Source organism: Blastococcus sp. KM273129, from assembly GCF_021698995.1.
Classification (GTDB): Bacteria; Actinomycetota; Actinomycetes; order Mycobacteriales; family Geodermatophilaceae; genus Blastococcus.
This window is the reverse complement of the sequence record NZ_SSXB01000014.1, coordinates 15,230-37,928: the sequence shown is the minus strand read 5'-3', so window position 1 is coordinate 37,928 and position 22,699 is coordinate 15,230. Positions and strand designations below refer to the sequence as shown.

The 22,699-nt window shown below is 76.2% G+C and carries 23 protein-coding genes; 15 read left to right on the top strand and 8 right to left on the bottom strand.

The annotated features are described in order from the left end of the window. Window positions 1-43: 43 nt before the first annotated feature. Window positions 44-640, bottom strand: coding sequence for a TetR family transcriptional regulator (locus E9565_RS06260; protein ID WP_236825426.1), 597 nt, complete (start codon window positions 638-640; stop codon window positions 44-46). 107 nt (window positions 641-747) lie between these two features. Here E9565_RS06260 and mftA point away from each other — a divergent pair, with 107 nt between their 5' ends. The 4 genes from mftA (at window position 748) to E9565_RS06240 (ending at window position 4,319) form a co-directional block, all read left to right on the top strand. Next, on the top strand, window positions 748-882 hold the full coding sequence (gene mftA / locus E9565_RS06255) for a mycofactocin precursor MftA (RefSeq protein ID WP_236825425.1): 135 nt from the start codon (window positions 748-750) through the stop codon (window positions 880-882). Between the two features lie 10 nt (window positions 883-892). Continuing rightward, window positions 893-1,195 carry a mycofactocin biosynthesis chaperone MftB gene (gene mftB, locus E9565_RS06250; protein ID WP_236825424.1) on the top strand — a complete coding sequence of 101 codons (303 nt, stop codon included), beginning with the start codon at window positions 893-895 and terminating at the stop codon, window positions 1,193-1,195. After that, window positions 1,192-2,424: a mycofactocin radical SAM maturase gene (gene mftC, locus E9565_RS06245; RefSeq protein WP_236825423.1), complete on the top strand. Its 1,233-nt coding sequence runs from the start codon at window positions 1,192-1,194 to the stop codon at window positions 2,422-2,424. The genes mftB and mftC overlap by 4 nt, the downstream gene beginning before the upstream one ends. A gap of 71 nt (window positions 2,425-2,495) precedes the next feature. Then, window positions 2,496-4,319 (top strand): bifunctional diguanylate cyclase/phosphodiesterase, encoded by a 1,824-nt coding sequence (locus E9565_RS06240; RefSeq protein WP_236834336.1) that lies wholly within the window; start codon window positions 2,496-2,498, stop codon window positions 4,317-4,319. Here E9565_RS06240 and E9565_RS06235 read toward each other — a convergent pair. Then, on the bottom strand, window positions 4,316-4,795 hold the full coding sequence (locus tag E9565_RS06235; RefSeq protein ID WP_236825421.1) for a pyridoxamine 5'-phosphate oxidase family protein: 480 nt from the start codon (window positions 4,793-4,795) through the stop codon (window positions 4,316-4,318). The two genes, E9565_RS06240 and E9565_RS06235, sit on opposite strands and share 4 nt — an antisense overlap. Before the next feature lie 39 nt (window positions 4,796-4,834). Further along, on the bottom strand, window positions 4,835-5,212 hold the full coding sequence (locus tag E9565_RS06230) for a YchJ family metal-binding protein (RefSeq protein ID WP_236825420.1): 378 nt from the start codon (window positions 5,210-5,212) through the stop codon (window positions 4,835-4,837). Between the two features lie 146 nt (window positions 5,213-5,358). On the opposite strand from E9565_RS06230, the gene mftE reads away from it, so the two are divergent. After that, on the top strand, window positions 5,359-6,072 hold the full coding sequence (mftE, locus tag E9565_RS06225) for a mycofactocin biosynthesis peptidyl-dipeptidase MftE (protein ID WP_236825419.1): 714 nt from the start codon (window positions 5,359-5,361) through the stop codon (window positions 6,070-6,072). Here the strand turns inward: mftE and E9565_RS06220 are convergent. Continuing rightward, window positions 6,069-7,070: an iron-siderophore ABC transporter substrate-binding protein gene (locus tag E9565_RS06220; protein ID WP_236825418.1), complete on the bottom strand. Its 1,002-nt coding sequence runs from the start codon at window positions 7,068-7,070 to the stop codon at window positions 6,069-6,071. The genes mftE and E9565_RS06220 overlap by 4 nt on opposite strands. A 127-nt stretch (window positions 7,071-7,197) precedes the next feature. Here E9565_RS06220 and E9565_RS06215 point away from each other — a divergent pair, with 127 nt between their 5' ends. From E9565_RS06215 to E9565_RS06195, 5 genes are all read left to right on the top strand, one after another. Beyond that, window positions 7,198-7,752 (top strand): cysteine hydrolase family protein, encoded by a 555-nt coding sequence (locus E9565_RS06215; RefSeq protein ID WP_236825417.1) that lies wholly within the window; start codon window positions 7,198-7,200, stop codon window positions 7,750-7,752. Next, on the top strand, window positions 7,749-9,158 hold the full coding sequence (gene mftF, locus E9565_RS06210; RefSeq protein WP_236834335.1) for a mycofactocin biosynthesis glycosyltransferase MftF: 1,410 nt from the start codon (window positions 7,749-7,751) through the stop codon (window positions 9,156-9,158). The genes E9565_RS06215 and mftF overlap by 4 nt, the downstream gene beginning before the upstream one ends. Before the next feature lie 108 nt (window positions 9,159-9,266). Further along, window positions 9,267-10,535, top strand: a complete 1,269-nt coding sequence (locus tag E9565_RS06205) for a multidrug effflux MFS transporter (RefSeq protein WP_236834334.1) — start codon at window positions 9,267-9,269, stop codon at window positions 10,533-10,535. A 68-nt stretch (window positions 10,536-10,603) separates the two neighbouring features. Then, a complete protein-coding gene (locus E9565_RS06200) occupies window positions 10,604-11,935 on the top strand; it encodes a GAF domain-containing protein (protein ID WP_236834333.1) in 1,332 nt (443 codons plus the stop codon). A 49-nt stretch (window positions 11,936-11,984) separates the two neighbouring features. Then, window positions 11,985-13,241, top strand: coding sequence for an MFS transporter (locus E9565_RS06195; protein WP_236825413.1), 1,257 nt, complete (start codon window positions 11,985-11,987; stop codon window positions 13,239-13,241). Between the two features lie 102 nt (window positions 13,242-13,343). Here E9565_RS06195 and E9565_RS06190 read toward each other — a convergent pair whose 3' ends face one another. Then, entirely contained in the window at window positions 13,344-13,868 is a 525-nt protein-coding gene (locus E9565_RS06190; RefSeq protein ID WP_236825412.1) for a DinB family protein, read from the bottom strand. Window positions 13,869-14,108: 240 nt separating this feature from the next. Here E9565_RS06190 and E9565_RS06185 point away from each other — a divergent pair, with 240 nt between their 5' ends. From E9565_RS06185 to E9565_RS06170, 4 genes are all read left to right on the top strand, one after another. Continuing rightward, window positions 14,109-14,651 (top strand): (2Fe-2S)-binding protein, encoded by a 543-nt coding sequence (locus E9565_RS06185; RefSeq protein ID WP_236825411.1) that lies wholly within the window; start codon window positions 14,109-14,111, stop codon window positions 14,649-14,651. Continuing rightward, window positions 14,648-17,137, top strand: coding sequence for a xanthine dehydrogenase family protein molybdopterin-binding subunit (locus tag E9565_RS06180; RefSeq protein WP_236825410.1), 2,490 nt, complete (start codon window positions 14,648-14,650; stop codon window positions 17,135-17,137). The genes E9565_RS06185 and E9565_RS06180 overlap by 4 nt, the downstream gene beginning before the upstream one ends. Next, a complete protein-coding gene (locus E9565_RS06175) occupies window positions 17,134-17,991 on the top strand; it encodes a xanthine dehydrogenase family protein subunit M (protein WP_236825409.1) in 858 nt (285 codons plus the stop codon). The genes E9565_RS06180 and E9565_RS06175 overlap by 4 nt, the downstream gene beginning before the upstream one ends. A 126-nt stretch (window positions 17,992-18,117) precedes the next feature. Further along, complete coding sequence (locus tag E9565_RS06170) at window positions 18,118-19,188, top strand: SRPBCC family protein (RefSeq protein ID WP_236825408.1); 1,071 nt, start codon at window positions 18,118-18,120, stop codon at window positions 19,186-19,188. Window positions 19,189-19,284: 96 nt separating this feature from the next. Here the strand turns inward: E9565_RS06170 and E9565_RS06165 are convergent, their stop codons facing one another. Genes E9565_RS06165 through E9565_RS06155 form a run of 3 tightly spaced genes read right to left on the bottom strand, consistent with a single transcriptional unit; the run spans window position 19,285 to window position 21,280 of the window. Then, window positions 19,285-19,908 carry an alpha/beta family hydrolase gene (locus E9565_RS06165; RefSeq protein ID WP_236828204.1) on the bottom strand — a complete coding sequence of 208 codons (624 nt, stop codon included), beginning with the start codon at window positions 19,906-19,908 and terminating at the stop codon, window positions 19,285-19,287. Next, window positions 19,905-20,588 (bottom strand): HAD-IA family hydrolase, encoded by a 684-nt coding sequence (locus tag E9565_RS06160; RefSeq protein ID WP_236834332.1) that lies wholly within the window; start codon window positions 20,586-20,588, stop codon window positions 19,905-19,907. Before E9565_RS06160 ends, E9565_RS06165 begins: the two co-directional genes overlap by 4 nt. Beyond that, a complete protein-coding gene (locus tag E9565_RS06155; protein ID WP_236834331.1) occupies window positions 20,585-21,280 on the bottom strand; it encodes a DedA family protein in 696 nt (231 codons plus the stop codon). The genes E9565_RS06160 and E9565_RS06155 overlap by 4 nt, the downstream gene beginning before the upstream one ends. A 70-nt stretch (window positions 21,281-21,350) precedes the next feature. Here E9565_RS06155 and E9565_RS06150 point away from each other — a divergent pair, with 70 nt between their 5' ends. Continuing rightward, complete coding sequence (locus tag E9565_RS06150) at window positions 21,351-22,649, top strand: amidohydrolase family protein (protein WP_236834330.1); 1,299 nt, start codon at window positions 21,351-21,353, stop codon at window positions 22,647-22,649. The last annotated feature ends 50 nt before the right edge of the window (window positions 22,650-22,699 follow it).

Sequence of the window (22,699 nt, the reverse complement as noted above, 5' to 3'; positions counted from 1 at the left end):
GCGCCGCGGATGAGACGGCGGCCACACCGGGTCGCCGGCCGGGTCAGCCGCGGAGGCTGGGGAACCCCGCCGCCATCTCGTCGAACGCCAGGTGCAGGTGCCGGGTGAGGGGTGAGCCGGCCTGGGCGAGCCAGGCCTCGAACGCCGTGGTGGCGGCGGCGCGGGTGCTCGCCGCGACCAGCCGGGGCAGCAGCCCGGTCGGCTCGCCGCCGGTCCGGGTCGCGACGTGCCGGGCGACCACCCGGTCGACCTCGGCGAAGCGCAGCTGGCTGTGCGCGAGGAGGGCCGGTTCGGTGAGGATCAGCCGCATGCGCTCCCGCAGCAGCGGCAGCTCGGCGTCCGGGTAGTCGTTCACCTCGACGTAGGCGGCGCAGACCGAGGTGAGCACCGGCTGCGCCGGGTCGGCGACGGCGAGCAGCCGCTCGAGCCGGGCGACGTGGCCGGCGAAGTCGCCCCAGACGGCGTCGGCCTTGGTCGGGAAGTAGCGGAAGAACGTCCGGCGGCTGATGCCCGCGGAGTCGGCGACCTCGTCGCTGGTCACCTGCTCGAACCCGCGGGTGGCGAACAGGTCGAGCGCGGCGCGCTCCACCCGGGCGCGCCCGTCGGGGCCGGCCTCGGCCGCCGTCCTCGTCCCCGCCACGCGGGCATTGTGCCCGTCCACGGGGCGTGGGCGACCCGCTGTTGCCCCTGGCACCGGGTGTCACTAACGTCCGGCTCGTCCATGTGACCGCGTTCACGGAGGCCGACATGCCCGAGACCACCCCGACCGACGTCCCCGCCGCCGAGTTCCGGGCCCCCGAGGCCCCCGCGACCGAGGAGGCCCTCGTCGAGGAGTCGCTCGTCGAGGAGGTCTCCATCGACGGCATGTGCGGCGTCTACTGAGCCGCCCCCGGTGACCGCTCCGGCCGGGCCCTCCGTGACGGTCGACTTCGACCCGGCGCTGCCCTGGCAGAAGGCCCGCTCGGTCGCGCTGCGGCCGGAGCCGTTCGGCGCGCTGGTCTACCACTTCGGCAACCGCAAGCTGTCCTTCCTGAAGTCGAAGCAGCTGGTGGCGGTGGTCGAGGCGCTGGCCGGCCACCCCAGCGCCGAGGCGGCGCTCGTCGCGTGCGGCGTGCCCGGCGCGCAGCGCGGCGCCTACGTGAAGGCGCTGGCCGACCTCGCCCGCTCGCAGATGATCGAAAGGCGTACCGCATGACCGCCGTCCTGCCCGCCCGCCCCGATCGCCCCACCGGCGGGCGCCTGGTCGACCAGTTCGAGTACGGGCTGGACGCGCCGATCTGCCTGACCTGGGAGCTCACCTACGCCTGCAACCTGGCCTGCGTGCACTGCCTGTCCTCCTCCGGACGGCGGGACCCGCGCGAGCTCTCGACCGCCGAGGCCGAGGCGGTCATCGACGAGCTGCAGCGGATGCAGGTCTTCTACGTCAACGTCGGCGGCGGCGAGCCGACCGTCCGGCCGGACTTCTGGCACCTGCTGGACTACGCGATCGGCCACGACGTCGGCGTCAAGTTCTCCACCAACGGCGTCAAGCTGGACAAGGCCCGTGCCGCCCAGCTCGCCGCCACCGACTACGTCGACGTGCAGATCTCCCTGGACGGCGCGACCGCCGAGGTCAACGACCGGGTCCGCGGCACCGGCTCCTTCGCCACGGCGGTCCGGGCGCTGGAGAACCTGGCCGAGGCCGGGATGAAGGACTTCAAGGTCTCCGTCGTCGTCACCCGGGAGAACGCCGGGCAGCTCGACGCGTTCAAGGCGCTCACCGACCGCTACGGCGCCCAGCTGCGGATCACCCGGCTGCGCCCGTCCGGGCGCGGGGCCGACGTCTGGGACCAGCTGCACCCCACCCAAGACCAGCAGCGCGAGCTGTACTCGTGGCTGCTCGCCAACGGGGAGCAGGTACTCACCGGCGACTCCTTCTTCCACCTCTCGGCGTTCGGTGAGGCGCTGCCGGGGCTCAACCTGTGCGGCGCCGGCCGGGTGGTGTGCCTGATCGACCCGGTGGGCGACGTCTACGCCTGCCCGTTCGCCATCCACGAGAACTTCCTCGCCGGCAACGTGCGCGACGAGGGCGGCTTCCAGCGGGTGTGGCAGTCCTCGGAGCTCTTCGCCGACCTGCGCAGCCCGCAGACCGGCGGCGCCTGCACCAAGTGCGCCCACTTCGACGCCTGCCGCGGCGGTTGCATGGCGGCCAAGTTCTTCACCGGCCTGCCGCTGGACGGCCCGGACCCCGAGTGCGTGCAGGGGTACGGCGAGACGGCGCTGGCCGCGCGCGACGCCGCCACGGTGAAGCCGCGCAGCCACCTGGACCACTCGCACACCGGCCCGGTGCGCGGCCAGCCCACCCTGCTGGGCATGCCGGCGCTCCCCGCACCGCCCGCCCGGGCCTGCGACGAGTCACCGCTGGCGGGGCTGGACCTGCGCTGAGCCCACCCCCTCGGAGGGGGAAGCCCGCCCGGCCGCTCCAGCGCCGGGCGGGCCGTGCCGATGCCGGCGAGGTGATCACCGCACTGCGCGCCCGGCTGCTCCGGGTCCTGCCCCAGGGCCGGCTCCTCCCGGAGGCGGTGTGGCAGCGGCGGCACCGCGCGATCGTCCGGCTGTGCCTGGCGGTCGCGGGCGCGCTGGTGCTGCTGGCCTGGCTGTGGGGGCACGGTCAGCCGGCCGCGGTGGCCGTCCTGCTCGCCGTCGCCGGGCCGCTCGTCGTCGAGCTCCTGCCCGCGGCCGGCCGGCGGGCGCGGACCGCCGCCACGACCGGGAGCCTGCTGGCCGCCTGCGTCGCGCTGGTGCACCTGTGGGGTGGCGTCACCGAGTCGCACTTCGCCTTCTTCGTGATGGTCGGCGTCGTCTCGCTGTACCAGGACTGGGTCCCCTACGGCCTGGCGCTCGTCGTCGTCGGCGCCCACCACGGGCTGGTCGGCGCGCTGTTCCCGCACGAGGTCTTCGGCCACAACGGCGCCGGGCACCCGTGGCTGTGGGCCGCGGTGCACGCCGCCTTCGTGCTGGCGGCCAGCGCTGCGCACCTGGCCGCCTGGCGGCTCAACGAGGACCAGGTGCTCAGCGACCCCCTGACCGGGCTGGCCAACCGCACGCTGCTCGAGGACATCACCCACCGGGTGCTCCAGCGCGGCGGCGCCCTCAGCGTGATCTTCATCGACCTCGACGACTTCAAGGACGTCAACGACAGCCGCGGGCACGCAGCCGGCGACGTCCTGCTGCAGACCGTCGCCGAGCGGCTGCGCGACTGCGTCCGGCCCGAGGACCTCGTGGCGCGGCTCGGCGGGGACGAGTTCGCCGTCGTCGTCCACGGCGGGGAGGACGTCGCGCGCGCCGTCGGCGAGCGGGTGCTGCTCTCCTTCGCCCTCCCCGTCCCGCTGGACCCCGGCACCACCACGGTCCACGGGAGCATCGGCATCGCCACCGCCTCCGGTGCCGACCGGCCCGACGCCGCGACGCTGCTGCACCGGGCCGACCTGGCGATGTACCTGGCGAAGTCCCAGGGGAAGAACCGGGTGGTCGTCTACTCGGCCGGCATGGGGGATGCCGCGCACCGCCGCGCGGCCCTCCAGCAGGACCTCGCCGGCGCGGTGGCCGCCGGCCAGCTCGCGGTCCACTACCAGCCCACCGTCTCGCTCGCCGACGGCCGCACCACCGGGTTCGAGGCGCTGGTGCGCTGGCACCACCCCGAGCACGGCACCGTCCCGCCCGCCGAGTTCATCCCGCTGGCCGAGGAGTCCGGCGCCGTCGTCGAGATCGGCCGCTGGGTGCTCCGGCAGGCCGTCCGGCAGGGCGCCGCGTGGTCGGCCGAGCACGGCGCGCCGCTGCGGATGGCGGTCAACCTCTCCCCGCGCCAGCTCGCGGAGACCGACGTCCGCGCCGACGTGCAGGCCGTCCTGGCCGAGAGCGGGTTCCCGGCGGAGCAGCTCACGCTGGAGGTCACCGAGGGGATGCTCGTGCGCGACGTCGACCGCACGGTCGGCCAGCTGGAGAGCCTGCGGGACCTGGGCGTGCGCATCGCCATCGACGACTTCGGCACCGGCTTCTCCGGGCTCTCCTACCTGCGCCGGCTGCCCGCGGACGCCCTCAAGATCGACCGCAGCTTCATCAACGACCTGGCCGCCGGTGGGGCCGCCACCACGCTGGTCAGCTCGATCGTCGAGCTGGCCCGCAGCCTGGGCCTCGACGTCGTCGCCGAGGGCGTGGAGACCGACGAGCAGCGCCTGGTGCTGCGCGCGATGGACTGCGGCTCGGCCCAGGGCTACTTCTTCGCCCGGCCGGAACCGGCCGAGCGCGCGGGCGCCCGGCTCGGCGTGCCGGTGCGCTAGAGGTCGACCTTCCGGTTCTCGCCGGCGTCGATCCGCTCGCCCGTGGCCTTGGCCTTGACGAAGCTGAAGGCGGTGGCCAGCCGGCCGCCGGGGCTGTCCCAGTACTCCGCCGACTCCCCCTCGACCTTGATGAGGACGACGTCGGGGTCCTCCGGGCCGCCGGGGAACCACGCCTCGACGCCGCCGTTCCAGAGCTCCTTCTTCTTGGCCAGGTCGTCGACGACGCGGGCGTGGCCGGTGAGCGACACCCAGGTGCCGCCCGAGCCGATGCCGACGTTGACCTGCGGGGACGCCGTCACGTGCTCGACCGGGTGGGAGCCGCGCTCGGCGTAGAACCAGAGGTCGCCGTCGAACTCGACCTCCTGCAGCGTCATCGGCCGGCTGGTCAGCTTGCCGCCGGGGGCGGTGGTGGTGAGGAAGCCGAAGCGCTCCCCCTTGATCAGCTCGGCGACCTTGCGGGTGTCCTCTGCGCTCATGCCTCCGCCGGTTCCCCGCCGGGCGACCCGCGACACGCGTCAGCGGCCGTCGACGTAGCGCCAGGCGCCGTCCTCGCGTGCGAACCGGCTGACCTCGTGCTGCTCGCCGTCCGCGCCCCCGTGCCGGTAGCGGGCGACGAACTCCACGGTGCCCTGGGCGGCGAGCAGCCCGCCACCGCCGGTGGCGAGCACCTCGAGGCCGGTCCAGCGCACCGCGGGGTCGAGGTCCAGCGCCGGCGGCCGGGTGGCGGGGTGCCAGGTGCGCAGCAGGTAGCCGGCGTCGCCGACGGCGAAGGCGCTGTACCGCGAGCGCATGAGCTGCTCGGCGGTCGCCGCGGGCGCCGAGCCGTCGTGGCGCGGGCCGCAGCACTCCGCGTAGGGCAGGCCGGTCCCGCAGGGGCAGCGACGAGGGGGCACGCCCGGATCCTGCCCGCGGTCCCGGGCGGGCCGCAGGCCGGCTCGGCTCGCGCTGCCGCCGAGCTGCCGAGGACAGTTGCCGGGCAGCGGCGGGGGACGGCGCCTCACGTGGCGCCCGCGACCTGACCGGCGCCTAGGGTGCGGCGGTGACCTCCCTCGGCGCCGCCACCTGGCCGGAGCTGCCCGAGCGCCCGCTGCTGGTCGTCCCGCTGGGCGCGGTGGAGCAGCACGGCCCGCACCTGCCGCTCACGACGGACACCGCCGTCGCCACGGCCGTCGCGGACGGCGCCGTCGACCGGCTGCCGGGGGCACTGCTGGCGCCCGCGCTGGCCTACGGGGCCAGCGGCGAGCACGAGGACTTCCCCGGCACGGTCTCGCTGGGCACCGAGGCGCTGACCGGGCTGCTCGTCGAGTACGGGCGCTCGGCCTGCCGCTGGGCCGGCCGCGTGCTGATCGTCAACGGGCACGGCGGCAACCTCGACGCGCTGCGGACGGCGGTGCCGCGGGTGCGGGCCGAGGGCCGCGACGTGGCCTGGTTCCCGTGCGGCTTCCCGGACGGCGACGCGCACGCCGGCCGCACCGAGACGTCGCTGATGTTGCACGTGGAACCGGAGCAGGTCCGGCGTGACCGCGCCGTCACCGGCGAGACGACGCCGATCCGCGCGCTGCTGCCGCGGCTGCGGGCCGAGGGCGTGCGGGCCGTGAGCCCCACCGGTGTGCTGGGCGACCCGTCCGGCGCCGGCGCCGAGGAGGGGGCCCGGCTGCTCGACGGGCTGGTCGGCCGGCTCACCGCCGCCGTCGGCACCTGGCACGTCGACGACGCGGGGCGGCTGCTGTCACCGGGGCACGCGACCGGCTAGTCCAGCGCGTCGGCGAACAGCGGGACGGTCGCGTCGATCGCGTAGAGCAGCCCCGGGGCCGAGGCGCTGGAGAACGCGTTGAGCACCGTGAGGTCCTCCAGGACGACGGCGCGCCCCTCCTGGACGGCGGGCAGCGCCTGCCACAGCGGGTCGCCGGTGAACTCCGAGGCCTCCACGAAGATCGGGAAGACCACGGTGAGCTCGGCGTCGAGCAGGGAGAGCTGCTCCTCGCTCACCGGCACGAAGAAGTTCTCCGTCGCCAGCGCCTCGATCTCGGCCTTGTTCTGGAAGCCGAGCTGCTCCATGAACCGGACGCGGCTGTCACCGCTCACGTAGGCGCCGAAGCCCTCGGAGGTGTAGGCGCCGACCGCGACCTCGGTGCCGTCGAACTCCGGGTGCTCGGCGGCGGCCTCGGCGAAGGCCTCCTCGACCTGCGTGGCGAGCTCGTCGGCCTCCTCGGCCCTCCCCAGCGCCTGGCCGACCAGCTCCAGCTGCTGCTGCCAGGTGGTCTGGTACGGGCCCACGCCCTCGGGCTGGCCGATGGTCGGGGCGATCTGGCTCAGCAGCTCGTAGCGGCTCTCCTCGCCGGAGGAGCGGGTGTCGAGGATCAGGTCGGGCTCCAGGGCGGCGATGGCCTCGAAGCTGGGCTCGAGGGTCTCGATGAGCACCGGCGGCTCCTCGTAGCCCTGCTCGACCCAGTCCCCGAGGCCGTCCTCGCCGCCGACGGCGAGCCAGTCGCTGGCGCCGACCGGCTCCACGCCCAGGGCCAGCGCCGTCTCGGCGTCGGACCAGCCCAGCGCCACCACGCGGGTGGGCTCCTCCTCCACCGTGACGTCGCCGAAGGCGGTCTCCACCGTGACGGGGAAGGCCGACGACGACGGACCGCCGGTCGCCTCGCTCCCGGCGGGGGCGGGCTCGTCCCCGCCGCCGCAGCCGGTGACGACGAGGGCGGTGGCCGCGAGCGCGGCGGCGCCGCGGAGGGCGGGGCGGACGGACATGGGATCTCCTCCGACGATCAGGTGAGGCTGACCTAAGCACAGGGATCCGGCGATCCGGCGGCCGGGACCGGATCGTTACTGTCGGGGCCCGCGGGCAGCGGGCGGGACGGCACGAGGAGAGCGGGGCATGGACGGCGGGAGCGCGGGCCGCGAGGGCTGGCTGGTCGTGGTCGACCTGCAGCACGTGTTCGGCGAGGAGGACTCGCCCTGGACCGCCCCGCGGTTCGAGGAGGTCCGCCCCCGCATCCGCCGGCTGGTCGCCGCCTTCGGCGAGCGGGTGGTGTGGACCCGTTTCGTGGCCCCCGCGCAGCCGGCGGGGGCGTGGAAGGAGTACTACGCGCAGTACGACTTCGCCCTGCAGCCGCCCGACGCGCACTGCTACCAGCTCGTCGAGGACCCCGGCGGGCACCCGGTGGTCGACGCCACCACGTTCGGCAAGTGGGGGCCGGAGCTGGCCGCGCTGGTCGGCCAGGGACCGATCACGGTCGCCGGCGTCGCCACCGACTGCTGCGTCGTCTCCACCGTCCTGCCGGCCGCCGACGCCGGCGTGCACGTGCGCGTGGTCACCGACGCCTGCGCCGGGGCCGGCGACGAGGAGCACGAGCGGGCGCTGCAGGTGATGGCCGGCTACGCCCCGCTGGTGTCCCTCGCGACGACCGCCGAGGTGCTGGCGGAGGGGTGATCCCCGCCCCGCCCGGGGGCCGGCTCCCCGACGGCTTCGCCGTCGCGCTCGATCCGCGCACCCGCCGCCGCGACGGCGGCACCACCCTGCTCGGCGGCTCGCCGCTGCGGCTGGTGCGGCTCGCCCCCCGCGCCGCGGAGCTGCTGGCCACCGACCGCCTGGTGGTCGCCGACCCGGCCGGCGCCGCGCTCGCCGGGCGCCTGCTCGACGCCGGCCTGGCCCACCCCGACCTGCCCGCGGATCCCGCGCCCGCCGGGGTCACCGTCGTCGTCCCCGTCAGGGACCGCCCGGAGGAGCTGGCCCGGCTGCTCGCCGCGCTGCGCGCCGACCCCGCCACCGCTCCGCTGCCGGTCGTGGTCGTCGACGACGGGTCGGCGGTGCCGGTCGTCGCGCCGGCGGGCGTCCGCGTGCTGCGGCATCCGGGTGCCCGGGGGCCGGCCGCCGCCCGCAACACCGGGCTGGCGGTCGCGACGACGGAGCTCGTCGCCTTCCTGGACTCCGACTGCGTGCCGCTGCCGGGCTGGCTCGGCCTGCTGCGCCCCCACCTGGCCGATCCGCGGGTGGCCGTGGCCGGCCCGCGGATCGTGCCGCTGGACGGTGCGGCGCGCGGCTGGACGAGCCCGTACGAGGCGGTCGCCGGGGCGCTGGACATGGGCCCGCACCCGGCGCCGGTGCGGCCGATGTCCGCGGTCCCCTACCTGCCGAGCGCCGCGCTGCTGGTGCGCCGGGCGGCCCTGGGGGACGGCTTCGACGAGGCGATGCGGGTGGCCGAGGACGTCGACCTCGTCTGGCGGCTGACCGCAGCGGGCTGGCGGGTCCGGTACGAGCCCGCGGCCGCGGTCGCCCACGAGCACCCGGCGCCCACGACCACGTGGCTGCGCCGCCGGGCCTTCTACGGCACCGGCGCCGCGCTGCTCGCCGCCCGGCACGGCCCGGCCGTCTCACCGCTGGTGATGGCGCCGGAGACGGCCGCCACGTGGGCGCTGCTGGTGGCGGGCGGCCGGTGGGGCCGGCCCGCCGGCCTCGCCCTGCTCGGCTGGACCACCGCCCGCCTCGCGCGCCGGCTCGCCCGCCCCGGCGAACCCGTGCCGGCCGCGCTCGCCGCCGGCCTGGTGGCGCGGGGCCTGGCGGCGTCCGGTCAGGCGCTGGCCCGGTCGGTGACCCGGCACCACTGGCCGCTGGCCGCGGCGGTGGCCCTCGCCTCGCGCCGGGCCCGGCGGGGGGTGCTGGCCGTCGCCGTGGGCGACGCGCTGGTGGGCTGGTGGCCGCACCGGGGGCGGATCGGGCCGGTCCGCCACGGCGTGGCCCGGCGGCTGGACGACCTCGCCTACGGCGCCGGGCTGTGGGCGGGTGCGGTGCGTGCCCGCGACGCCCGGGCGCTCCTGCCGGTGCGCCCGCCGCGCTGACGGGATCCGCGGGGTGCCGGAATGCCCGGCGGCCCGGGCGCCTTGAAGGCCGTCGTACTGCGGTCCGACCAGCGTGGGTCCCGCTCAGCACCGATCGACGGGGGACCCGTGACCACCACCCAGCAGCGCACCGCGCCCGCAGCCGCCGCCGCGACCGCGCCCGACCGGCCGGGCGCCGCGCGCACCGCGCTGACCCTGGGCGCCTTCGTCGCCCTCGGGCCGCTGACCATCGACATGTACCTGCCGGCGCTGCCGAGCATCACCGACGACCTGCTGACGACGCCGGCCACGGTGCAGCTCACGCTCACCGGCACGCTCGTGGGCCTGGCCGTCGGCCAGCTGGTCATCGGCCCGCTGTCGGACGCCTGGGGCCGGCGCCGCCCGCTCGTCGCCGGGACGGCGCTGCACGTGCTGGCCTCGCTGCTGGTGCTCGTCGCCCCCACGATCGCCGTGCTCGGCGCCCTGCGCTTCCTGCAGGGCGTCGGCGCCGCCGCGGGTGCCGTCATCGCGCTCGCCGTGGTGCGTGACCTCTACGACGGCCGGGCCGCGGCGACGATGCTCTCCCGGCTGTTCCTCGTGCTCGGCGCCGCGCCGGTGCTGGCACCCACCCTCGGCGGGGAGCTGCTGCGCTTCACCAGCTGGCGCGGCGTCTTCGCCGCCCTCGCCGCCTACGGGCTGGTCATGGTGGTCGTCGGGTGGCTGACCCTGCGCGAGACGCTGCCGCCGGAGCGGCGGAGCAGCAACGGGGTGCGCGGCACGCTGCGGATCTACCGCGGTCTGCTGCACGACCGGGTCTACGTCGGGCTGGTGCTCGTCGCCGGCCTGACCATGGCGGGGCTGTTCAGCTACGTGGCGGGCTCCTCCTTCGTCTACCAGGAGGAGTTCGGCCTGGACGAGCAGCAGTTCGGCCTGCTCTTCGGCGCCGGGGCGTTCTGGCTCATCGCGGCCACCCAGCTCAACCCCCTGCTGCTGCGCCGCTGGTCGCCGCAGCGGCTGCTCGTCTCCGGCACGGTCCTCGGCGCGCTCGCCGGGGCCGCGCTGGTCGGGGTCGCCGCCACGGGCACCGGCGGGCTCCCCGCGGTCACCGGCGCGCTCTGGGTGGTGCTGTTCGCCTGCGGCCTCGCGCTGCCCAACGCCCCGGCGCTGGCGCTGTCCCGGCACGGCGAGGCCGCCGGCAGCGCGGCGGCCCTGCTCGGCGCGGTCCAGTTCGGCGTGGGCGCGGTCGTCTCCCCCGTGGTGGGCCTGCTCGGCAACGACTCGACGGCGGTCGGCCTGGTGGTCGTCGCGGCGCTGGTGCTCGCCCTCGTCGTCCTGGGCACCGTCGTGCGGCCCTGGCAGCTGCCGGCCGGGGACGGGACGGCGGCTGCCGGGCGCTGACCCGCGGCCGCCGGTCTGGTGGAAACCGCCGGCAGCGGCCACGATGACCGGGAGATGAGCGACTCCCCGTGGCCCGGCCGGTGACGACCGCCGTCAACCCGTGGCTGGCGCTGCCGGACGGGCCGCCCTCCGCCGCCCGCGCCCGCCGGCTGCGCGCGGCGCACGAGCGGCTCGTCACCGCCAGCGTGCTGCCCGCGGACGACGACGCGGTCCGCCCGGTCGTGCGCGACTCCTGGCGGCGCTCCCTGGGCAGCGGTGTGGACCCCGACGGCGGGTCGCCCCCGGTCGAGCTCCTCGACGCCGAGCTGCGGGCGTACCGGGACGCCCACCCGCTGGCCCCGGTGCTGCCGGTGATCCGCCGGCTGCTCGTGCAGGACGCCGAGGCCGACCGCATGATCGTGGCGGTCAGCGACGCCGCCGGCCGGATGCTGTGGGTGGAGGGCGACCGCGCGCTGCGCGGCCGGGCCGCGGCGACGAACTTCGTCGAGGGCGCCCGGTGGTCCGAGGAGGTCGCCGGCACCAACGCCCCCGGGACGGCGCTGGCGGTCGACGCCGCCGTGCAGATCTACGGCAGCGAGCACTTCCGCCGGGCGGTGCAGCCGTGGAGCTGCTCGGCCGCCCCGGTGCACGACCCGGTGTCGGGCGCGCTGCTCGGCGCGATCGACGTCACCGGCGGCGACCACGTGGCCAGCCCGCACGTGCTCACCCTGGTCCGCGCGACGGTGGCCGCCGTCGAGTCCGAGCTCCGCTGGCTGCACCGCGAGCGGCTCGCGGGCGGCCCGGTGGCGGCGGGGCCGGCGCCGGCGGAGGCCCGGCTCGAGGTGCTGGGCCGGGAGCGGGCGCGGCTGACGCTCCCGGGCGGGCCGCTGGAGCTGTCGGTCCGCCACTCGGAGCTGCTGTTCCTGCTGGCCGAGGCCGCCGTCTCCGGCCACGGGCGCGACGCGGCCCAGCTCGCCGCCGAGGTGCACGCCGGCGCGGCGGCCACCGTCACCGTGCGGGCCGAGCTCTCCCGGCTGCGGCGGCTGGTCGGGGACGACCTGCTGGCATCCCGCCCCTACCGGCTGGTGGGCCGGGTGCGCACCGACGCCGAGGAGGTGCGCCGGCTCGTCGCCCGCGGCGAGCTCGCCGCCGCCCTCGAGCGCTACGCGGGGCCGGTGCTGCCCGGCTCGCAGGCGCCGGGGGTGCGGCAGGCCCGCGACCGGCTGCTCGGCCTGCTCCGGCGGGCGGTGCTCACCGGCCGCCGCCCGGACCTGCTCCTGCGCCTGGCCCAGCTGCCCGAGCTGCGGGAGGACGCCGGGGTCTGGCACGCGCTGTGCGAGGTCCTGCCGGCCGGATCGCCGCGCCGGGCCGCCGTCACCGCGCACCTGCACCGCCTGCGGCTGGCCGGCCGGGCGCGGTGACCCGCCCGGCGCGGGAATGCTGAGGGCGGCTCACGACTTCGCAGCTGGCGTGACCGCTGCACCCCTCGCCGACCGCCCACCCCTGCGCACCGGCCGGCTCGTCGCCGCGGTCGTCGCCCTCGGGCTCGGCGGGTTCGCCATCGGCACCACCGAGTTCGTGACCATGGGGCTGCTGCCGGACCTGGCCGAGGGCGTGGGCATCACCATCCCGACCGCCGGCCACCTCATCTCGGCCTACGCGCTCGGCGTCGTCGTCGGGGCGCCGGTGATCGCCGCCCTGGCCACCACGCTGCCCCGCCGCGCGGTGCTGCTCGGGCTGATGGCCGCCTTCATCGCGGGCAACGTGCTCACCGCGGTGGCGCCGGGGTACGGGTCGCTGCTGGCCTCCCGGTTCCTCGCCGGGCTGCCGCACGGGGCGTACTTCGGCGTCGCCTCCCTGGTGGCGGCCTCGCTGGTGGCGCCGCACCTGCGCGGGCGGGCGGTGAGCTCGGTGATGCTGGGCCTGGCCCTGGCGAACGTCGCCGGCGTGCCCTCGGCGACCTGGCTCGGGCAGCAGTTCGGCTGGCGCACCGCCTACTGGGCGGTCGCGGTGCTCGCGCTGCTCACCATCGCCGCGACCGCCTGGGTGGTGCCCTCCGCGCCGGGCAACCGCGAGGCCGCGGTGCGCACCGAGCTCGGGGCGCTGCGCCGCCCGCAGGTGCTGCTCACGCTGCTGGTCGGCGTGGTCGGCTTCGGCGGGATGTTCGCCGTCTACAGCTACATCGCGCCGCTGGTCACCGAGGTGACCGGCATGTCCCGCGCCGCGATCCCGCTGGTCCTGCTGGCCTTCGGCATCGGCGGGGTGCTCGGGACGGCGGTGGGCGGCCGGCTCGCGGACCTCGCGCTGTTCCCCTCGCTGGTCGGCGCCAACGTCGTCACCGGCGTGCTGCTCGCGCTGGTGCCGGTGGCCGCCCGCACCCCGGTCACCATCGTGCTCGCGATCTTCCTGTTCGCCGCCAGCGCGTCGGTGCTGGTGGTCTGCCTCCAGCTGCGGCTCATGGAGGTCGCCGGGGAGGCGCAGATGCTCGGGGCGGCGCTGAACCACTCGGCGCTCAACGCCGCCAACGCGCTCGGCGCCTGGCTGGGCGGGCTGGTCATCGCCGCCGGCCTGGGCTACACCGCGCCGGGCTGGGTGGGGGCGGGGCTCGCCGTGCTCGGCCTGCTGGCCCTCACCGCCTCCGCGGTGCTCCGGCGTCGCGAGCTCCGCGCGGCCGCGGCGGGTGGGCCGGCGCCGGCACCGCACGCGGAGCCGGCCGTCGCGCGCTGACCCCGAGACGCCGGGCTTCCGCGGGCCGGGCGACAGCGGGCGCCGGTGTGCAGTTCCGTCGCGCCGAGCTGCGCACCAGTGCTCACCGTCGGGACATCGCGCTCAGCGGAGCAGGGCGGCCAGCTGCTCGGCGTGGTCGCGCTGGTGGCCGGGGAGGAAGTCGAGGACGTCGCCCAGCGTCAGCGCCCCGTCCGTGGCGTGCCGGCCGGTGCGTGACCGCTCGGCCTCCGGCACGCCGCGGACCGCCTCCAGCAGCGCGGCCTGGGCCACCTGCAGCTCGTCGAGCAGACGGGTCGGGGGCACGGCGGCGTACCCGGCCACCCGGTCGGCGGCGGTGGGGTCGAAGTCGGGCAGCAGCGGGTCCTCCTCGGTGCGCAGCCGGGCGACGCGGGCGGTGAACACCCGGGCGCTGTCCCGCAGGTGGCCCGCCACCTGGTGCGGCGTCCAGGCGAGCTCGGCGGCGTAGGCCGGGAAGTGGCCCGACCCGACCAGCCGCGCGACCTCGACGGCCGGCAGGCGCCGGGTCGGCAGCGCGGCGGCGGGAGCGGCGGCGAGCAGCCCGGCCACCCGCTGCTGCTGGACGGCCAGGGCCTCGGCGGGGCTGCGGGGCGGGGCGGTGGTCGGCACGCGGCAACCGTCGTCGGTCGCCGGGCACGGCGCCAGCGGCGGGGCTGCCAGGAACCGCGGTGATCCGGCCTGCAACGGCCGTGCAACGTCCTCCGGCCCCGATTCGCCGCCCGACCGGCGGATGCGGCACGAGAAAGCGCGCAGGTAAGCGTGGCCTAAGTCACAGCTTTCAGGTCAGACTCCGCTCGGGCCCGCGGGGAACCGCGGGCGCAGCGACCCCTGCAACGAGGCGGAGGACTGATGACCCGGATCAGCGTGCGGGTGGACGGGGCGTCCTACCAGGACGACGTCGAACCGCGGACCCTGCTCGTCCACTACCTGCGCGAGCAGCTCGGCAAGGTCGGGACCGTGGTCGGTTGCGACACCAGCAACTGCGGCGCCTGCACCGTGCACCTCGACGGCGAGGCCGTGAAGAGCTGCACCGTGCTGGCGGTCCAGGCCGACGGCGCGGAGGTGACCACCATCGAGGGCGTGTCCCGCGGCGGCGAGCTGCACCCGGTGCAGAAGGCCTTCCACGAGATGCACGGCCTCCAGTGCGGTTTCTGCACCCCGGGCATGATCATGGCCTCGATCGACCTGCTGCAGGACAACCCCGACCCGAGCGACGACGAGGTGCGCGAGGGCATCGAGGGCAACCTCTGCCGCTGCACCGGATACCAGAACATCGTCCGGGCCGTGCAACTCGCGGCCGGCGAGATGCGCGGTGCTCCGGCGAGCGACGGCCACGTCGCGCCGGCCGTCGTCGACACCGCCGCCGCTCCGCACGTGGTGGGGCAGGCATGACCGCGCTCGAGGACCGGACCGAGGCGCCGGCCCCGGAGGTCGGGAAGGCGCGCAAGCGCAAGGAGGACGCGCGGCTCATCACGGGCCGCACCACCTGGACCGACAACATGGTGCTGCCGGGCATGCTGCACCTCGCCGTCGTCCGCAGCCCGGTCGCGCACGCCAAGATCACCTCCGTCGACGTCTCCGCGGCCGCGGACGCGCCCGGCGTGGTCGCCGTGTTCACCGGCCGCGACTTCGCCGAGGAGCAGGGCTCGATCCCCTGTGCCTGGCCGGTCACCCCGGACATGGTCAACCCCGGCCACCCGTCGCTGGCGGTCGAGGAGGTCAACCACGTGGGCGAGGCGGTCGCGGTCATCGTCGCCCGCAGCAAGGCGGCCGCGCAGGACGCCGTCGAGCTGGTCGACGTCGACTACGACCCGCTACCCGTCGTCCTCGACATGGAGGAGGCGGTCGCCGAGCAGCCCGACCTGTGCCACGACCACCTGAGCTCGAACGAGAGCTTCCGGTTCGTCTTCGACGCCGGCGAGGCCGGCACCGGCCAGAACACCGACGAGGCGTTCGCGAACGCCGAGGTCGTGGTCAGCCGCCGGTTCGTCCAGCAGCGGCTGATCCCGGCGTTCATGGAGCCCCGGGCCGCCGTCGTCCAGCCACAGGGTGACAACTACACGATGTGGTCGTCGACCCAGGTGCCGCACATCCTGCGGCTGATGCTGGCGATGATCACCGGCACGCCCGAGCACAAGCTGCGGGTCATCGCCCCCGACGTCGGCGGCGGTTTCGGCGGCAAGCTGCAGGTGACGCCCGAGGAGGTCATCACCCTCCTGGTGGCCAGGCGGCTGGGCAAGCCGGTCAAGTGGACCGAGACGCGCAGCGAGTCGCTGATGAGCGCCCACCACGGCCGCGACCAGATCCAGTACGTGGACGTCGCCGCCGACCGCGAGGGCAACATCAAGGGCCTCAAGGTCCACATCCTGTCGGACATGGGCGCCTACCTGCGGCTGGTCAGCCCGGGTGTGCCGGTGCTGGGCGCCTTCATGTACCCGGGCATCTACAAGTTCCCGGCCTACCGGTTCGACTGCCAGGGCGTCTTCACCAACAAGACGCCCACCGACGCCTACCGCGGCGCGGGCCGGCCCGAGGCGACGTTCGCGATCGAGCGGATCATGGACGAGCTCGCCGTCGAGCTGGGCATGGACCCGCTGGAGCTGCGCCGCAAGAACTGGATCAAGGCCGAGGAGTTCCCGTTCACCACGGTGGCGGGCCTCGAGTACGACAGCGGTGACTACGACGCCGCCACCCAGCAGGCCCTCGAGCTGCTCGGCTACGACGAGCTGCGCGAGGAGCAGCGCCGACGTCGCGAGTCGGACGACCCGGTGCAGCTGGGCATCGGCTTCTCCACCTTCACCGAGATGTGCGGCCTGGCGCCCTCCCGGGTGCTCGGCTCGCTCTCCTACGGCGCGGGGGGCTGGGAGCACGCCTCGATCCGCATGCTGCCCACCGGCAAGGTCGAGGTCGTCACCGGCTCGACCCCGCACGGGCAGGGGCACGAGACGGCGTGGAGCCAGCTGGTCGCCGACGAGCTCGGCGTGCCGTTCGAGGACGTCGAGGTGCTGCACGGCGACACCGGGATCTCCTCCCGCGGCCTGGACACCTACGGTTCCCGCTCACTGGTGGTCGGCGGTGCCGCCGTCGTCAGCGCCTCGCAGAAGGTCGTGGCGAAGGCGCGCAAGGTGGCCGCCCACCTGCTCGAGGCCGGCGAGGACGACCTGCAGTTCGAGAGCGGCTCGTTCTCCGTGCGCGGCACGCCCGGGACGAGCATCTCGATCCAGGAGATCGCGCTGGCCACGTTCGCGGCGCACAACTTCCCCGAGGGCATGGAGCCGTCGATCGACGCGGACGCGACGTTCGACCCGGTCAACTTCTCCTTCCCTCACGGCACGCACATCTGCGCCATGGAGGTCGACACCGAGACCGGCTTCGTCAAGATCCGCAAGTACGCCTGCGTCGACGACGTCGGGAAGATCGTCAACCCGCTGATCGTCGAGGGGCAGGTGCACGGCGGGCTGGCCCAGGGCATCGCGCAGGCCCTCTACGAGGAGGCGATCTACGACGCCGACGGCAACCTCACCACCGGCACCTTCGTCGACTACCTGGTGCCCTCGGCCGCCGACCTGCCGCACTTCGACACGGGCAACACCGTGCACGAGGCGCCGGGCAACCCGATCGGCGCCAAGGGCGTGGGCGAGGCCGGCTGCATCGCCAGCACGCCGGCGGTCGTCAACGCGGCGCTGGACGCCGTCCGGCACCTGGGGGTCACCGACATCCGCATGCCGCTGACGCCCGAGCGCGTCTGGCGGGCCATCCACTCCGGAGGGGACGGCGGCGACCGGGCCACCGCCGGCTCCAACGCCTACGGCGGGGCGCAGACCGAGACCACCGCCGGCGTGTCGACCGAGGCCTCGTCGCTGGGAGGGGACCGATGATTCCCGCACCGTTCGAGTACGCCCGCCCGACCACGGTCGACGAGGCGCTGCAGGCGATCGCCGCCGGTGGTGAGGACGTGAAGGTCCTCGCCGGCGGCCAGTCGCTGATCCCGGTGATGCGGCTGCGGCTGGCCGCGCCGGAGACCGTCGTGGACCTCGGGCGGGTGGCCGAGCTGCGCGGCGTGCGGGAGGACGGCGACGCGCTGGTCATCGGCGCGATGACCACGCACTCCGACGTCCTCGCCGACCCGCTCATCCAGCAGCACGCGCCGCTGATCGCGCAGGCCACCGAGACGGTGGCCGACCGGCAGGTGCGCCACCGGGGCACGTTCGGCGGCGCGCTGGTGCACGCCGACCCCGCCGGTGACCTGCCCGCGGTGGCCCTGGCGCTGGACGCCGAGTTCGTCATCGCGGGCCCCGAGGGGCGTCGCACCGTGCCGGCGCGGGACTTCTTCGTCGACTACCTCACCACTGCGGTGGGCGAGGGCGAGCTGCTCGTCGAGGTGCGCGTCCCGAAGCTGGACGGGCAGTGGGGCATGCGGTACGAGAAGTTCAACCGCGTCGCCCAGGCCTGGTCGATCGTGGCGGTGGCCGCCGCGGTGCGCCGCGAGAACGGGCACATCGCCGAGGCGCGGGTCGGGCTCACCAACATGGGGCCGACCCCGCTGCGGGCCGGTGCGGTGGAGGCGGCGCTCTCCGGGGCCGAGGCGACCCCCGAGGCGATCGCCGCGGCCGCCGCGCACGCCGCCGAGGGCACCGAGCCCAGCAGCGACCTCAACGCCCAGGCCGACTACCGGCAGCACCTGGCGACGGTCCTCACGCGCCGGGCGGTGACGGCCGCCGCCGGGCTGTAGCTTGACGAGAGGACCCCCGTGCCCCCCGGCACTCGCAGGCTCGTGCCGGGGGCGCGGGGGCCGTTCCAGTACGTCACCAGGGCCGCGGTCCACCGGGTCGCGTCGTCCCCCTACGGAGGTCATCCCGTGCAGCTGGAGAACTCGTTCACCGTGCCGGTGCCCGTCGACGAGGCCTGGCGGGTGCTCCTCGACATCGAGCGGATCGCCCCCTGCATGCCCGGCGCGGCCCTGGACTCCGTCGACGGCGACGACTTCACCGGCCGGGTGAAGGTCAAGCTCGGGCCGATCAACCTGACCTACCAGGGCAAGGCGTCGTTCATCGAGAAGGACGAGGCGGCGCACCGGGCGGTCATCGACGCCCGCGGCAAGGACCAGCGCGGCAACGGGACGGCGGCGGCGACGGTCACCGCCAACCTGCGCGCCGAGGGGTCGGTCACGCGGGTCGACGTCCTCACCGACCTGAACATCACCGGCCGCCCGGCGCAGTTCGGGCGCGGGGTGATGACCGACGTCGGCAACAAGCTGCTGGGGCAGTTCGCCGACAAGCTCGCCGCCCAGCTCGGCGAGGGGGACGCGCAGGGCGACGCCGACCGGGCGGCCGCGGCAGCGGACGCGGGCCCCGCGGCGAAGGCGGCGGCGACGGCCACCGGCGCGGTCGAGGAGGTCGCCGCCTCTGCCGAGCAGGCCGCCGGCGACGGCACGGCGGCGGAGAAGGTCGCGGCGGCGACGAAGAAGGCCGCCGCCTCCGCCACCGACAAGGTGGCGCCGGCGAAGAAGGCCGCTCCCGCCAAGGCGGCCCCTGCGAAGAAGGCCACCGCGGCCAAGGCCGGGGCGGCCACCGGCACGGAGACGGCGACGACGGAGACCCCGGCCAAGGAGACCGCGGCCAAGGTCACCGCCGAGAAGGCCGCCGGCACCGGTCCGACGGACACCGCGCCCGCCGGCAAGGCGCCCAGCGCGCCGCCCAGCGGGAACACCGCCCCGCCCGGACGGCCCTCGACCGGCGCCCCGCTGCGCAGCGTCCCCGGCACGGGTCCGGCGGAGCGGTCGCGTCCCGCGCCGACCGAGCCCGAGCCGATCGACCTGCTCGAGGTGGCCGGCGGGGCGGCGCTGACCCGCTACGCCGCCCCGGCCGCCGGGGTCGCCGCGCTGGTCCTGGTCATCGCCCTCGTGGTCAGGCGCCGCCGCCGGCGCTGAGCCGGTCGGGGGTGCGCGGACGCTCTGCCTCTGCTCCCAGGAGCACTCAGCGGCGGAGCGCCGCGGGGGACCCCGCCACAGGTCCGGCCCGGCCGGTCAGCCGACGAGCACCTCGGTGAGCCACGAGGCGGCGGCCGCACCGACGAGGTCGGGGTTCCTCCTCAACGAGTGGTCACCGGGGACGGCGTACACGGAGGCGTGCGACCGGCCGGCCAGGACCGCGGCCACCTCGGGCGGGGCGCCGAACGCGTCGGTCTCGCCCTGGACCACGACCACCGGCACGGAGACCCCGGTGAGCTCGTCCGCGCGGCTCCTCTCGGGCCGGCCGGGCGGGTGCAGCGGGAACGCCAGCGCCAGCACGCCGTCCGCGCCGACCTGCCCCGCGGTGCGGCAGGCGACCCGCGCCCCGGCGCTGCGGCCGCCGACGACGAGCGCCCCGGTCAGGTGCCCGGTGCCCGACAGGTGGGCCACGACCGCCCGCCAGCCCTCGTCCAGCCGCGCCGGCGCCGCAGCGATCCGCTTCCCGGCGACCCGCCAGGGCTGCTCGACCCGCAGCACGCGCCACCCGCCCTCGGCGGCGTCCCGGGCCACCGCCAGCAGGTCGGCCGACTCCACCCCGCCGCCGGCCCCGTGCCCGAGCAGCAGCGTCCCGCGGGAGCCGCCGTCGGTGAGGTGGGCGCGGGCCGGGCCGTGCGGCGTCGCGATGTCGAGCGCGGTCACCGGGGCGGGAGGGCCAGCAGGCCGTCGACCGCGCCGGCGAGGTCGGCCCCGGTCACGTCGGGCTCGCCGTACACCGCCGGGAACACCCGCTCGCCGCGCGGGAACCACGCGCCGGTGAGGCCCGCCCGCCGCGCGCCCAGCACGTCCCAGCCGTGCGCCGCGACCAGCGCCATCCGGTCCGGGGGCACGTCGCAGAGCCCGGCCGCCCACAGGTACACCTCGCGGGCGGGCTTCCAGGCGCGGATCGTCTCGCTGGTCATGGTCCGCTCCACCAGCGGCGTGATCCCGCCCCGCTCCAGGCCGGCCTCGGCCACGCCGGGGGAGCCGTGCGACAGCGTGACCACCCGGATCCCGGCCTCGGTCAGCCGGCGCAGCGCGGGCTCCACGTCGGGGTGCGGCGACAGCTCACCGAAGGCGTCGGCCACGCTCGCGCGCTGGCCGGCCGACAGCCCGGTCTCCTGCGCGAGCGCGGCGTCGAAGGCGTCGCGGAACCGGCACCAGGAGCCGACGGCGGCCGCCGCGAAGCCGGTGAGCAGGGTGCGCGCGAAGACGGTGCCCAGCAGCGGGGCCGGCTCGCCCAGCTCCACCAGGGTGGCGCGGACCGGCGCGAGGTCCAGCAGGGTCTCGTTGACGTCGAAGGCCACCACGTCGGGCCGGGAGCGCGGCACGGGCGGGGTCATGCCGACGGGCGCCCGGGGTCCTCGTCGGCCAGGTCCAGCCGGTCGGGACCGGTCCGGGCCCGGCGGTGGTGGCGGACGTCCATGGCGCGCTTCCAGACCAGCCAGCCCACGCCGAGCGCGGCCGCCGCGTAGATCACGTAGTCGAAGTACTCCAGGTACTCGTACACCACGTCGCCGAGGGCGACGCCCAGGCCGATGAGCACGCTGTTCCAGATGAGGCTGCCCGCGGCGGAGTAGAGCACGAACTGGCCGAGCGGCATCCGGACGACCCCCGCGGGCACGGAGATGAAGCTGCGCACGATCGGCACCATGCGGCCGAAGAAGACCGCGGCGCGCCCGTGCCGCTCGAACCAGGCGAAGGTCTTGTCGACGTCGGCGGTCTCGACCAGGGGCAGCCGGTCGAGGAACGCGTGCGAACGGCGCGGGCCCAGCGCCTTCCCGATGTAGTAGAAGAAGATGGCGCCCACGATCGACCCGAGGGTGGCGAAGAGCACGACCGGGACGAGCGCCATCTCGCCGCCGCGGATCAGCACCCCGGCCAGGCCGAGCACCACCTCGCTGGGGATCGGCGGGACGACCGTCTCCAGCAGGATGGCCAGACCCACGCCCACCGGGCCGAGGGCCTCCACGAGATCGAGCAGGAAACCGGTGATGCCGCCCTCGTCGGAGGTAGCAGCGGCGAGCAACGACATGGGCTCCACGGTAGAGGCGACCCCGTCCGCCGCCGCGCCCCCGGGCCGGGGCGCAGCTAGGTTCGCCAGCATGCGGCAGCGCTTCACCGCCCGGGCCCTCGTCGTCGGCGACCGCGCGGGGACGGTGGTCCCCGACGGCGTGCTCGACGTCGTCGACGGCGCGATCGCCTGGGTGGGCCCGGCGGCGGAGGCGCCGCCGCAGGGCGACGCGGAGGTCGTCGCGCTGCCCGGCGTGCTCACCCCCGGCCTGGTCAACGCCCACTCGCACGCGCCGATGGCGCTGTTCCGCGGCCAGGGGGAAGGGCTGCCGCTGGACCGCTGGCTGCGCGAGGTCATGTGGCCGCGCGAGGCCCGCCTCACCCCCGAGGACGTCGAGGTCGCCATGACCGCGGCGTCGGCGGAGATGCTCGGCAACGGGATCACCACCAGCGTCGAGATGTACTTCCACCCCGAGCGGATCGCCGCCGCCGTCGGCGCCACCGGCGCCCGGGCGGTGATCGCGACCCCGCTGCTCCCCCTGCCGGGCATGCCGCCGATGGCCGAGCAGCTCGCCGCCGCCGTCGCCCTGGCGGGGACCGCGCCCGACGACGGCACCGTCGAGTACGGCATCGGGCCGCACGCGGCCTACACCGTGCCGCTCCCCGTGCTCGCGGATGCCGCCCGTGCGGCCCGCGAGCAGGACCTGCTGCTGCACCTGCACGTCGCAGAGACCGCGACCGAGGGCGCCGACCTGCTGGCGGCGCACGGCCTGTCGGTGCCGGGGCTGCTCGCCTCCTACGACGTCCTCGGCGGGCGCGTCCTTGCTGCGCACTGCGTGCACCTGGACGACGGCGACCTCGAGCTGTGGCAGGAGTTCGACGTGGCGGTCGCCCACTGCCCGGCGAGCAACGCCAAGCTGGCCAGCGGGGTCGCGCCGCTGCGCCCGATGCTCGACCGCGGCCTCCGGGTGGGCCTGGGCACCGACGGGCCGGCGTCCAACGACTCGCTGGACCTCCTCGCCGACCTGCGCCTGGCGGCAGGCCTGGCGCGGCTGCGGGAGCGGTCGGCGACCGCGCTGACCGCGGGGGAGGCGTTCTGGCTGGCCACCGGCGGTGCCGCCGACGCGATCGGCCGGCCGGACCTCGGGCAGCTCGCCGTCGGCCGGCGGGCCGACCTGGTGCACGTCGACACCCGCGACCTGGTCTTCGAGCCGGTCGGCGACCCCGCCGACGTGCTGGCCCACCTGGTCTGGTCCGGGGCCGGGCGGCACGTGCGCGACGTCTGGGTGGGTGGCCGCCCCGTCGTCCGGGACGGCGCCTCGACCACCGTCGACGCCTCGGCCCTGCGCGCCGACGTCGCCGAGCGGGCCGCCCGGCTCGCCGCGGGCTGAGGCACGCGGTTGACGACGAGCTCGCCGTGCGGGACCCGCCGCGTGGTCCA

What these genes read in the sequence shown, in the direction of transcription:
- E9565_RS06150 (WP_236834330.1), top strand. Translation starts at nt 21,351, where the DNA reads ATGCGGCAGCGCTTCACCGCCCGGGCCCTCGTCGTCGGCGACCGCGCG.
- E9565_RS06175 (WP_236825409.1), top strand. Translation starts at nt 17,134, where the DNA reads ATGATTCCCGCACCGTTCGAGTACGCCCGCCCGACCACGGTCGACGAG.
- E9565_RS06185 (WP_236825411.1), top strand. Translation starts at nt 14,109, where the DNA reads ATGACCCGGATCAGCGTGCGGGTGGACGGGGCGTCCTACCAGGACGAC.
- E9565_RS06215 (WP_236825417.1), top strand. Translation starts at nt 7,198, where the DNA reads ATGGACGGCGGGAGCGCGGGCCGCGAGGGCTGGCTGGTCGTGGTCGAC.
- mftA (WP_236825425.1), top strand. Translation starts at nt 748, where the DNA reads ATGCCCGAGACCACCCCGACCGACGTCCCCGCCGCCGAGTTCCGGGCC.
- E9565_RS06155 (WP_236834331.1), bottom strand. Translation starts at nt 21,280, where the DNA reads ATGTCGTTGCTCGCCGCTGCTACCTCCGACGAGGGCGGCATCACCGGT.
- E9565_RS06180 (WP_236825410.1), top strand. Translation starts at nt 14,648, where the DNA reads ATGACCGCGCTCGAGGACCGGACCGAGGCGCCGGCCCCGGAGGTCGGG.
- E9565_RS06220 (WP_236825418.1), bottom strand. Translation starts at nt 7,070, where the DNA reads ATGTCCGTCCGCCCCGCCCTCCGCGGCGCCGCCGCGCTCGCGGCCACC.
- E9565_RS06235 (WP_236825421.1), bottom strand. Translation starts at nt 4,795, where the DNA reads ATGAGCGCAGAGGACACCCGCAAGGTCGCCGAGCTGATCAAGGGGGAG.
- E9565_RS06160 (WP_236834332.1), bottom strand. Translation starts at nt 20,588, where the DNA reads ATGACCCCGCCCGTGCCGCGCTCCCGGCCCGACGTGGTGGCCTTCGAC.
- mftC (WP_236825423.1), top strand. Translation starts at nt 1,192, where the DNA reads ATGACCGCCGTCCTGCCCGCCCGCCCCGATCGCCCCACCGGCGGGCGC.